This window comes from Mesorhizobium sp. LSJC269B00 (assembly GCF_000502815.1).
Taxonomy (GTDB): domain Bacteria; phylum Pseudomonadota; class Alphaproteobacteria; order Rhizobiales; family Rhizobiaceae; genus Mesorhizobium.
The window spans coordinates 17,658-29,290 of record NZ_AYVN01000024.1 but is presented as its reverse complement, the minus strand read 5'-3'; the positions used below and the strand labels follow the sequence as shown (position 1 = coordinate 29,290).

Sequence of the window (11,633 nt, the reverse complement as noted above, 5' to 3'; positions counted from 1 at the left end):
CAAGCATCTCAAATCCACCAACATGCTGGAGCGGCTCAACGAGGAAATCCGCCGGCGCACCTATGTCGTGCGCATCTTCCCCAACACCGAAAGCTGCCTGCGCCTGGTCAGGGCCTTGGCCGTCGAGACCAACGAAAACTGGATGGAGGCCAACCGATACATCAACATGGACGACCTGCGCGAGCACAAGAAGCTCGCTCTGCGCCAAGCCGCATGACCAGCATCANACCGAAAGCTGCCTGCGCCTGGTCAGGGCGTTGGCCGTCGAGACCAATGAAAACTGGATGGAGGCCAACCGATACATCAATATGGACGACCTGCGCGAGCACAAGAAGCTCGCTCTGCGCCAAGCCGCATGACCAGCATCATGGCTGCCCCATTTTGCAGAACTTGACGCACACAACCATTGCCCCCGAGTCATGCGCGGTCGGTCGTGAGGTGCCTCCGGCTATCCACAGCACTTCCCGGCAAGGTGCCCAACGCCCATTAGAGGCGCATGGATCGGCTTGATCGGGGCGTTGGGCGCGGTCGTCATGAAGCCGTAAAGCTCGAAATCGCCGGCGCCGTCCTTGACCTTGCGCACCCCATGCCATGGCGTCCAGAGGCCAGCGAAGAAGAAAAGCGGCCGGTCCTCATTGAGCGCGAACCAATCCGCTGAATACCTGTCTCAGGGTCCTTATGCCGGGTGTTGGGCTAGGCTCCGAGAAACTCGTCACAGGCACCACACAGCGATGCTCAACCCCAACATACTGCTGCCAATGGCCGTATTGTGGGTTGCGGATATTGGTCGTGCCGTAGTCGGCCTTGCCCTTGACCCGTTCGAGCGGTGTCGGCATTCCCCAACGCAGGTTGGCGACTTGACGTTGCCCGTCTGCCGCATTGCGGACCACCGGACCGGGCTGGTTGGGGGCTGGTTGGGGTAGATGTCGATGGACGGTTCAGGTTGCCTGAGATGGTCGCGCAGAGCCCTGGTGCACTGGCGTATGGCTTCTTGCGACGTGGTGATGTTGTGCAGATTGCACATCTAGGAAGGAGCAACCCCGTTCTTTTTGGCAAGCATGGAAAGGGCTTTTTCCTTGATATCTGCCGCGACCAAAGTCAGAGCTTCGTCGCGATCCTTGAAACTTGCGATCGATGTACCCTTGAGGGTCGCCTGAAAAGACCCGAAGAGCTCTTCCTGCCACAGGCAATTTCTCGCGATCACTGGAATAACAACCGTCGTGTTGTTGGCCTCTCTCTCCATCGCGTGAGTTAGCTCAATCTGGTTGCAATAACGCGAGTTGATAAAGTCAACGCTTATCAGGAGGATGATAATGTCGGCGCTCTCTAGATTGCCCTTGATGGCGTCCGCCCATTTGTCGCCAGTCTCGATTTCGCCATCGTGCCAAGCCTCGACAAGACCGAGTCGGCTCAGCGGCGTAAGGTGCTTTAGAAGGTCAACCTTGATAGCCGCATCTGCATGCGAGTAGGAGATAAACGCCTTGAGAGGCTTGGGACTGGGGCTAGCCGCATTTTGGGGGAGGGACATAGTCCCACCGGGACCTCCTCTTATCAGTCCATTCTTCCTCAGGCGGTCCTTAGTTGTCGTGTAACGTTCTTCTATCCAACCCAGTTTATTGAAAAGGGCTGCGTTCTTAACGCTCACTTTTCCGCCCCCCGACAATTCTCTAACGGCGTCCATAAACCGGTCTTCTAGAGTTCCAACGCGCTTCCGCGATTTTGCCTTGCTTGCCATTTTATGGAGCCCCCCGAATCTAGGTCGACACTTCCAGCGAAAGTCTTTTGCAGTCAAGTCGACGCTGGAAATTAAGCCGGGAAATCCTCTAATTGGGGAGCCGGCTTGTTGCCAGCAATTACTCGAACGGTGCGTTGCGTCTTTGTGTTAGCTTGTCGGGTCGGAGGTCTAGCCAGCCTGAGTTAGAGCCTTCTCAAGCGCCGGTCTGGGCACCTCAAGCTGCGCCTTGTCGCCACCCCATAGTCGTCCCCGACACTGCGAGCCGTCCAAGGGTTGTCAGCTTTGGTGATGCTGACACGGGGCCTAGCCTACGCGCTTACCGTCATCTCAGCCCCTGTCGGTTATGTCCGCGGCCAGGGCATCGATATTCCGTCGAATTGCTCTCCCAGGTCGCACCGCTCCTTGGCTCATATCGCATTCACCAAAGACTATCTCTGGAACGAGATTGACCGACCCGGGAACGCTCCAGGCCGAGCTAACCGGTCAATCCAAACAACTTCGAATTACCTTAGCGGGATTATTCTAAAAATGCCCACGGTGCCCCGGTTACAGGCAGCCCGCGAACGCGGGCGAAAGGGTGGACGCCGTCCGAAACAAACCCAATCAGCGCTCCGAAATCACTCGACTCAGCTAAATGAAGGCTGTGCGGCATCTGAAGCAGCCCGTCTCTTTCATAGGACCACCGTCGAGCGCATCGGCGCCGAGGTCAAATAGCCATTGGCTGAATGTTCTTTCAGTTGGCCGTCTGCAGCGACGCATGCACTAGGCCTATTACGAAGAAAAGCCGGTGGACGGTGGCCACAGCAGCTGTATGAACCGTGCTCGCCGGCGTGCCTTCGGACGTGGCAACCGCATCGGGTCGAGCCGATCTGGAAGGTGCTGCCGATCGCCCCGTCGAGCTACCACGACCATGTCGCCAAGCGCATCGATCCTTCCCGGCTGTCGGCTCGGGCGAAGCGGGATGAGGCCCTGGCCTTGAAGGATGAGATCCGACGCGTGTTCGAGGCCAACTTCCGCGTCTACGGCGTTCGCAAGGTCTGGCGGGAGTTACAGCGTGAGGGCTCGACGTCGCCCGCTGCACGGTTGCCCCACTGATGAGGGCCATGGGTCTTGAGGGCATCATCCGCGGCAAGCCGATCCGCACCACGGTGAGCGACAAGGCCGCACCTTGCCCTCTCGATCACGCCAATCGCCAGTTCCATGCCCCGGCGCGGAACATGCTGTGGGTCTCCGACTTGACCTGCGTCGCGACCTGGACGGGCTCCGTCTATGTCGCCTTTGTCATCGACACCTATGCGCGAAGGATCGTCGGCTGGCGGGTGAGCCGGACGGCGCATGCCAGCTTCGTTCTGGACGCTCTGGAACAGGCTCTCCATGATCGGCGGCCCGCGCAGGGGGGCAGGCTCATCCATCACAGCGACAGAGGCCGCCCAATACACCGAGCGCCTGGCGGAGGCCGNTCGCGACCTGGATGGGCTTCGTCTATGTCGCCTTTGTCGTCGACACCTATGCGCGAAGGATCGTCGGCTGGCGGGTGAGCCGGACGGCGCATGCCAGCTTCGTTCTGGACGCTCTGGAACAGGCTCTCCATGATCGGCGGCCCGTGCAGGGGGGCAGGCTGATCCATCACAGCGATAGAGGCCGCCCAATAGGACTCTATCAGATACACCGAGCGCCTGGCGGAGGCCGGCGTCGAGCCTTCGGTAGGCAGCGTCGGCGACAGCAACGACAATGCTCTCGCCGACGATCAACGGCCTTTACAAGGCCGAGGTGATCCATCGACGCGGACCATGGCGCAACTTCGAAGCCGTCGAGTTCGGTAGCTCGATTGGGTCGATTGGTTCAACAATCGCCGGCTGCTGGAGGCCATCGGCAACATTCCGCCGGCCGAAGCCGAGGAACGCTACTACGCCATTCTGTATGACCCAGCCATGGCCGCGTGACTCAACGAAACGGCCTCCGGAAAACCCGGTGCGGTTCAGTTCTCGGAGGAACGACGTTGCCGCGCGGGCTAAAGAGAGAGGAAGATTGATCTCTTTCCATATCATTTTCTTCACATATGATACGTAAACAGATCATAAAGCATTGAAACTACTCGCTGGATGAGATACCTTTGCGTACCATCGCACATTGGAATAGATCGTATAGGTTGCGTTATGGACTCTCAATCGGAAATTCTACGGGAAATCGGTGGGTTTTTCAGGCAGGCGAGGTTGGCCGCTGCGATGACGCAGGAGCAGGTCGCCGATTTGGCGGGTATATCCCGTCCCCGATATCGCGACATCGAAAAGGGAGCCGCAGCCGCGCGTGCGACGACGCTCATGAATATCGCTCGCGCGCTCGGTCTGGAAATGATGCTGGTTCCGCAAGCCATGGTGCCGGCTGTCCAGGCTCTATTGCGTCCGCATGATGATGACGATCGACCCGCCTTTGTTTCTCAACCTGACGATGACGATCATGGCTCCAGTCTTTCGCGCACCTAAGACGATCCCGTCACTGGACGTGCTCTTGAATGCAGTGAAGATCGGCACAATCGTCAGGACGCCGGGCGATTTCAATGCGTTCAACTTCGATGACGCCTACCGCGCGACGGGCGGCTTTCCGGTTCTCAGCCTGTCGTTCCGGGCAGCGACAGGAGGATTGCGGAAAGATCCAAAGCCTCTGGCAAGCGCCTTGCCCGCTTTCTTCGCGAACCTCCTGCCGGAGGAGAAATTGCGGGAGGCGATGGAAAGGCATCACGAAGGCAATGTGCGGCCAGGCAATGATTTCGATCTTTTAGCGGCACTGGGCGCCGATCTGCCGGGAGCCGTACGGGCGTTGCCCAGTGACGGCGCGATAACGGTTTCGAAGGATGGCTCAAAGGATCACCCCAAGGCACGGTTCTCGCTTGCCGGCGTGCAGATGAAGCTGTCGGTCATGAAGAACATTGGAAAAGGCGGCGGCCTTACCTTGCCGATGGACGACGAGCAGGGCCGGTACATTGCCAAGTTCCCTTCGACGGCGTTTCCGGGCGTTTCCGAGAACGAATTCGCCAACCTGGCGCTGGCAGCAGCAATCGGCATGGAGGTTCCTGAATGCGAACTGGTCGAGAAGTCCGATTTTGAGGGCGTTCCCGAAGAATTCAATACGCTGTCGGAGGGCAAGGTCCTTCTCGTCAAACGCTTCGATCGCGGCGCCGGTGGCGAGAGGATACACATCGAGGATTTCGCTCAGGTCTTCGGTGTCTACCCCTCGCGCAAATATGAGGGGGCCGCTTATCACGACATAGCCTTGGCTCTTGGCGTGGCCGTCTCGCCTACGGCGGCTCTCGATTTCGTCCGCCGCCTGGCACTGAGCGTCACCACCGGCAATGGCGACATGCACCTGAAGAATTGGTCTTTGATGTATCCCGGAAACGGCGACAAGCCGGCGCTTGCACCAATCTACGACGTCCTGTCCACTGTGCCATATATTCCCGCCGACGCCATGGCGCTTTCGCTTGGAGGAGAGCGCTCGTTCAAGGCGCTAGCAGCACCGCGATGGAAAGCATTTGCGAACCGCGCAAGGCTTCCGGAGCCGGCAGTCCTAAAGGCAGTGGTCGAGACGGTCAAACTCGTCAACGAGTACTGGTGGCATCTGCCTGAGCGCGACGTTGTCGCAGCGAAAGTGCTCAAGCGGATGGACGAACATGTGAAGGCGATGACGCCGATACTGAACTCCTGCGCCGATAAGTGAGCCGAGTCCCCTCGGGTTGCTGATATAGCGGAACTTTCGATCCGCGGCCCTATGGATGGCTGGATCGAAGGCATGCCAGCGTGGCGCAAGATTCCGCGGAGTGTCCACGATGACACGCGTGAGCAAGCACGTCAGCTCGCCGGAACAGACAGCATCCCGCAATTCACCCAACAGGATCGAGCTGCTGTTCGTCCACTTCAACATAACGACGCGGTTCAAACGAATTCGGTGACTGAGGATCGCGATCCGACGCTTTGTGTCGCCATTGTCGGGTCCGCTACACGGTCTGTTGCGACGATCCTTTCTTTGGCCCTCAGGCTAAACCCCTGAAAAGCAACCATCAAATTATTCTTCGGTTCGATCAGCCAAATTGGCACGAGTCTTGAGATCCTTAGGTGCGAGGCGGCTACAGCTGCCCGACCGGCATTCATGTCGCGGCAGCCGCGATGAATGGAACGAAGGAAGGAAAGCTACATGTCAGGTTTGCGTCAGATCGCCTTTTACGGCAAGGGCGGCATCGGCAAGTCCACCACCTCCCAAAATACGCTCGCCGCCCTTGTCGACCTCGGGCAGAGAATCCTCATCGTCGGCTGCGACCCCAAAGCCGACTCCACCCGCCTGATCCTGAACGCGAAGGCGCAGGATACGGTGCTGCACCTCGCGGCAGAGGAAGGTTCGGTGGAAGACCTGGAACTCGCGGACGTGCTCAAGGTCGGGTACAAAGGCATCAAATGCGTGGAGTCGGGCGGGCCCGAGCCGGGTGTCGGCTGCGCCGGCCGCGGCGTGATCACCTCAATCAACTTCCTCGAGGAGAACGGCGCCTACGACGACGTCGACTATGTCTCCTACGACGTGCTCGGGGATGTGGTGTGTGGCGGTTTCGCGATGCCGATCCGCGAGAACAAGGCCCAGGAAATCTATATCGTCATGTCCGGCGAGATGATGGCGCTCTATGCCGCCAACAACATCGCCAAGGGTATCCTGAAATACGCCCATTCGGGCGGCGTGCGGCTCGGCGGCCTGATCTGCAACGAGCGCCAAACCGACCGCGAACTCGACCTCGCCGAGGCGCTTGCTTCCAGGCTCAATTCCAAACTTATCCACTTCGTGCCGCGCGACAACATCGTCCAGCACGCCGAGCTCAGGAAGATGTCTGTGATCCAGTATGCGCCGGACTCCAAGCAGGCCGGGGAATACAGGGCGCTGGCCGAGAAGATCCATGGGAATTCGGGCCAGGGCACCATCCCGACCCCGATCACCATGGAGGAGCTCGAGGACATGCTGCTCGACTTCGGCATCATGAAGACCGACGAGCAGATGCTTGCGGAGCTTCAGGTCAAGGAAGCGGCTAAGGCGGCCGCACAGTAGCGACCGCTGCGACATAAGGCGCCGCCTGACCTGGTGCGCCTTTCAAAGAACGGCGCCTCGTCGGTGAGGCGTCCCTGAACCTTGAAAGGGGTCCCATGAGCCTGGAATACGAGAATGACGGTGCCCTCCATGCGAAGCTTATCGAGGAAGTGCTGTCGCAATATCCTGACAAGTCGGCGAAGCGCCGCAAAAAGCACCTCAGCGTCGCAAAAAGCGGCGACGAGGCTGGCGAGGAAAGCGAGGTCCTTTCTGAATGCGATGTCAAATCGAACATCAAGTCCATCCCCGGCGTGATGACGATTCGCGGCTGCGCCTATGCCGGCTCGAAAGGAGTGGTGTGGGGTCCAGTCAAGGATATGGTCCATATCTCGCACGGGCCGGTCGGCTGCGGGCAATATTCCTGGTCTCAACGCCGCAACTACTACCTCGGCACGACCGGCATCGACACGTTCGTCACCATGCAGTTCACCTCCGATTTCCAGGAGAAGGACATTGTTTTCGGCGGCGACAAGAAGCTCGAACGGATCATCGACGAGATCGAGGAACTGTTTCCGCTGAACAAGGGCATGACTGTGCAATCCGAATGCCCGATTGGCCTGATTGGCGACGACACCGAAGCTGTATCCCGCAACAAGGCCAAGCAGCACGGAAAGACAATCGTGCCGGTGCGCTGCGAGGGCTTCCGCGGCGTCTCGCAATCCCTCGGCCACCACATCGCCAACGACGCGATCCGCGACTGGGTGTTCGAGAAGAAGGACCTCGAGTTCGAGGCCGGCCCGTACGATGTCAATGTGGTCGGGGACTATAATATCGGCGGCGACGCCTGGGCTTCGCGCATCCTGCTCGAGGAGATGGGTCTGCGCGTGGTCGGCAACTGGTCGGGCGACGCTACGCTGGCCGAAATAGAGCGAGCGCCAAAGGCGAAACTCAATCTCATCCATTGCTACAGGTCGATGAACTACATCTGCCGGCACATGGAGGAAAAGTATGGCATCGCCTGGATGGAGTATAATTTCTTCGGGCCCTCCCAGACCGAAGCCTCTCTGCGCAAGATAGCCAAGCACTTCGGGCCGGAAATCGAGGCGAAGGCCGAGGCGGTCATCGCCAAATACCGGCCGCTGGTCGAGGCGGTCATAGCCAAGTACCGGCCGCGCCTCGAAGGCAGGACGGTGATGCTCTATGTCGGCGGGCTGCGCCCCCGTCACGTCGTCACCGCATATGAGGACCTGGGCATGGTGATCGTCGGCACTGGCTATGAATTTGGCCATAACGACGACTATCAGCGCACCGGCCACTACGTGAAAAAGGGCACGCTGATCTATGACGACGTGACTGGTTACGAGCTGGAGAAGTTCATCGAGGGGATCCGTCCTGATCTCGTGGGCTCCGGCATCAAAGAAAAGTACCCGGTCCAGAAGATGGGCATACCGTTCCGTCAAATGCATTCCTGGGATTATTCCGGCCCGTATCATGGCTACGACGGGTTCGCCATCTTCGCGCGCGATATGGACCTGGCCATCAACAACCCGGTCTGGAACCTCTACGACGCCCCCTGGAAGAAAAAAGCCGAGCCGTCGGCGGCGATCGCAGCCGAATGAAACCCTGGCCTCCCGGAAGCCGGGAGGCCGCGAACGCCTGTGGCCGCTTGTCCGCGGGAGACCTGAAAACGTTTCGACGTCCCTGTGCCGCCGTATGGCGGGCCAGATGGAAAGAGGTAACCACCCATGCCGCAGTCGGCTGAAAAAGTTCTCGACCACGCGCCCCTGTTCCGCGAGCCGGAATACAGGCAGATGCTCGCCGAGAAGAGGCTGAATTTCGAATGTCCTCACCCGGACCAGATCGTTACCGACCAAGGCGAATTCACCAAGACGTGGGAATACCGCGAAAAGAACCTTGCTCGCCAAGCGCTTGTAGTGAACCCCGCCAAGGCCTGCCAGCCGCTCGGCGCGGTGTTCGCGGCCGCAGGCTTCGAGCGAACCATGTCCTTCGTCCACGGCAGCCAGGGCTGCGTCGCCTATTACCGCTCGCACCTGTCGCGCCATTTCAAGGAGCCTGCTTCGGCGGTTTCCTCCTCGATGACCGAGGACGCGGCAGTGTTCGGCGGCCTGAAGAACCTGGTCGACGGTCTCGCCAACACGTACCAACTCTACGACCCGAAGATGATCGCCGTCTCGACCACTTGTATGGCGGAGGTCATTGGAGATGACCTGCACAGCTTCATCGAGAACGCAAAGGACGAAGGCTCGATCCCGCGCGACTTCGACGTACCATTCGCCCACACGCCGGCCTTCGTCGGCAGTCATGTCGATGGCTACGACGTCACGCTCAAGGGCATTTTGGAGCATTTCTGGAAAGGCGAGGAGCGAACGGAAGCCGAGGGGACCATCAACGTCATTCCGGGTTTCGATGGCTTCTGTGTTGGCAACAACCGGGAACTCAAGCGCCTGCTCGACCTCATAGGCGTGTCCTATACCCTGATCCAAGACGCCTCTGACCAGTTCGACACGCCGTCCGACGGCGAATACCGGATGTATGACGGCGGCACGAAGATCGAAGACGTGAGGAAGGCACTCAACGCCGAGGCGACGCTGTCGCTGCAGCATTACAACACCCGAAAAACCCTGGAGTATTGCGAGGGGGTGGGGCAGGCGACGGCCTCGTTCCATTACCCGCTCGGTGTAAAGGCGACTGACGACTTCCTGATGGAGGTTTCCGCGATTTCCGGCAAGCAAATCCCGGAGGCAATCCGCCTCGATCGCGGCCGACTTGTCGACGCCATGGCGGACAGCCAATCCTGGCTGCACGGTAAGAAATACGCCATTTACGGCGATCCGGACTTTGTCTACGCCATGGCCCGCTTCATCATGGAGACGGGCGGCGAGCCGACCCATTGCCTCGCCACCAACGGCACGTCGGCATGGGAAGCGGAGTTGAAGGAACTGCTTGCATCATCGCCCTTCGGCAAGGATGCTCAAGTCTGGGCGGGCAAGGACCTCTGGGCGATGCGCTCCCTGCTCTTCACCGAGCCGGTGGACCTGCTGATCGGCAACTCCTATGGCAAGTATCTGGAGCGCGACACCGGCACGCCGCTGATCCGGCTGACGTTTCCGATCTTCGATCGCCACCATCACCATCGGTTCGCGCTGATGGGCTACCAAGGCGGGTTGCGCGTGCTGACGACGATCCTCGACAAGATCTTCGACAAGCTCGATCGCGAGACAAGCGAGACGGGCGTGACGGACTATTCGTATGACCTCACCCGCTAAGCTTGACGGTCGGCTTTGGCCGGTCGTCTTCCCGAGGGACTTTGGAGACCGACGCAATGTCCTTGCTCAGAGCCAAAATCCAGGATGTCTTCAACGAGCCTGGCTGCGAAAAGAACCGCGGCAAGGATGCCAAGGCGCGCAAGGTGGGCTGTTCGAGGCCACTGACCCCCGGGGCGGCGGCCGGCGGCTGTGCCTTCGATGGCGCCAAGATCGTGCTGCAGCCGATCACCGACGTCGCACACCTGGTCCATGGGCCGCTCGCCTGCGAGGGCAATTCCTGGGACAACCGCGGTGCGGCTTCGTCCGGGCCAACGCTGTGGCGCACGAGCTTCACGACCGACCTCACCGAACTCGATGTTGTCATGGGGCAGGGCGAGCGGAAGCTCTTCAAAGGGATCCGCGAGATCAAGGAAGCGTATGGGCCGCCGGCGATCTTCGTCTATCCAACCTGCGTGACGGCGCTGATCGGCGACGACATAGAGGCCGTCTGCCAGCGCGCGGCGGAAAAGTTCGGCTTGGCCGTTGTACCGGTCAATGCGCCGGGCTTCGCTGGCTCCAAGAATCTTGGCAACAAGCTTGCCGGCGAGGCATTGCTCGATCATGTCATCGGCACGGCCGAGCCCGACGATCCCGGCCCTTACGACATCAACATCCTTGGCGAATTCAACCTCTCAGGCGAATTCTGGCTGGTGAAGCCGCTGCTGGATCGGCTCGGGATCCGGGTGCGCGCCTGCATTCCGGGTGACGCGCGTTACTTCGACATTGCCTGCGCGCACCGCGCCCGGGCGGCTATGGTGGTGTGCTCGACCGCGCTCATCAATCTCGCCCGCAAGATGGACGAGCGCTGGGGCATCCCGTTTTTCGAGGGCTCCTTCTACGGCATCACCGATACCTCGGATGCACTCCGGAACATAGCTGAGCTGCTCGTGAAGCAGGGTGCTGATCCGGAGATCCTCGGCCGCACCGAGGTATTGATTGCAGAGGAAGAGGCGATCGCTTGGAAGAAGCTAGCGGCCTACCGGCCGAGGCTCGCAGGCAAGCGCGTGCTGCTCAACACCGGCGGCGTGAAGTCCTGGTCGGTCGTCCATGCGCTGATGGAGATCGGGATCGAGATCGTCGGCACCTCTGTCAAGAAGTCGACCGTCGAAGACAAGGAGCGGATCAAGCAGATCCTCAAGGACGACAACCATATATTCGAGCAGATGGCAGCGCGCGAGCTTTACGCCATGCTCTCCGAACACAAGGCCGATATCCTGCTATCAGGCGGGCGCACGCAATTCGTCGCTCTGAAGGCCAAGACACCCTGGCTCGACATCAACCAGGAGCGCCAACACCCTTACGCCGGCTATGACGGCATGGTGGAACTCGTACGCCAGATCGACCTGGCCATTCAAAACCCCATCTGGTGCCAGGTACGGGAGCCGGCACCATGGGATTGCCAGCCTGCGGTGGGGGAGGAACTGCCGCGCACGAAAAGCGAGAACGTGACCTTGCATGCTGTCCAGGAATTCTCCGGCACGACGGCCGCTGATTTCGGCGAGTGTTGAGAA

8 protein-coding genes and 3 pseudogenes are annotated in these 11,633 nt (G+C 59.8%); 10 read left to right on the top strand and 1 reads right to left on the bottom strand.

Features of this window, described 5'->3' with window-relative positions:
• Both X771_RS136405 and X771_RS1000000168510 read left to right on the top strand, forming a co-directional pair.
• On the top strand, positions 1-217 hold a 217-nt coding region (locus X771_RS136405), incomplete at its 5' end, for an IS256 family transposase (RefSeq protein ID WP_023690563.1).
• Positions 218-227: 10 nt separating this feature from the next.
• Positions 228-359 (top strand): annotated as a pseudogene (locus X771_RS1000000168510) (IS256 family transposase); the annotation flags it as partial.
• A 665-nt stretch (positions 360-1,024) separates the two neighbouring features.
• Here X771_RS1000000168510 and X771_RS01000000165595 read toward each other — a convergent pair.
• Complete coding sequence (locus X771_RS01000000165595) at positions 1,025-1,735, bottom strand: toll/interleukin-1 receptor domain-containing protein (protein WP_023727169.1); 711 nt, start codon at positions 1,733-1,735, stop codon at positions 1,025-1,027.
• An 858-nt stretch (positions 1,736-2,593) separates the two neighbouring features.
• On the opposite strand from X771_RS01000000165595, the pseudogene X771_RS01000000165590 reads away from it, so the two are divergent.
• The 8 genes and pseudogenes from X771_RS01000000165590 to nifE form a co-directional block, all read left to right on the top strand.
• A pseudogene (locus tag X771_RS01000000165590) lies at positions 2,594-3,162 on the top strand (IS3 family transposase); the annotation flags it as partial.
• A 35-nt stretch (positions 3,163-3,197) separates the two neighbouring features.
• Positions 3,198-3,678 (top strand): annotated as a pseudogene (locus X771_RS01000000165585) (DDE-type integrase/transposase/recombinase); the annotation flags it as partial.
• A gap of 213 nt (positions 3,679-3,891) precedes the next feature.
• Positions 3,892-4,218: a helix-turn-helix domain-containing protein gene (locus tag X771_RS136410; protein ID WP_023690557.1), complete on the top strand. Its 327-nt coding sequence runs from the start codon at positions 3,892-3,894 to the stop codon at positions 4,216-4,218.
• Positions 4,193-5,449 (top strand): HipA domain-containing protein, encoded by a 1,257-nt coding sequence (locus tag X771_RS136415; RefSeq protein WP_031203389.1) that lies wholly within the window; start codon positions 4,193-4,195, stop codon positions 5,447-5,449. Before X771_RS136410 ends, X771_RS136415 begins: the two co-directional genes overlap by 26 nt.
• A 474-nt stretch (positions 5,450-5,923) precedes the next feature.
• Positions 5,924-6,817, top strand: coding sequence for a nitrogenase iron protein (gene nifH / locus X771_RS136420; RefSeq protein WP_023706403.1), 894 nt, complete (start codon positions 5,924-5,926; stop codon positions 6,815-6,817).
• A 95-nt stretch (positions 6,818-6,912) separates the two neighbouring features.
• Positions 6,913-8,415 carry a nitrogenase molybdenum-iron protein alpha chain gene (gene nifD, locus X771_RS136425; protein WP_023690555.1) on the top strand — a complete coding sequence of 501 codons (1,503 nt, stop codon included), beginning with the start codon at positions 6,913-6,915 and terminating at the stop codon, positions 8,413-8,415.
• Positions 8,416-8,541: 126 nt separating this feature from the next.
• Positions 8,542-10,083, top strand: coding sequence for a nitrogenase molybdenum-iron protein subunit beta (gene nifK / locus X771_RS136430; RefSeq protein WP_023690554.1), 1,542 nt, complete (start codon positions 8,542-8,544; stop codon positions 10,081-10,083).
• A gap of 56 nt (positions 10,084-10,139) precedes the next feature.
• Positions 10,140-11,630 carry a nitrogenase iron-molybdenum cofactor biosynthesis protein NifE gene (gene nifE / locus X771_RS136435; RefSeq protein ID WP_023690553.1) on the top strand — a complete coding sequence of 497 codons (1,491 nt, stop codon included), beginning with the start codon at positions 10,140-10,142 and terminating at the stop codon, positions 11,628-11,630.
• Positions 11,631-11,633: the final 3 nt, after the last annotated feature.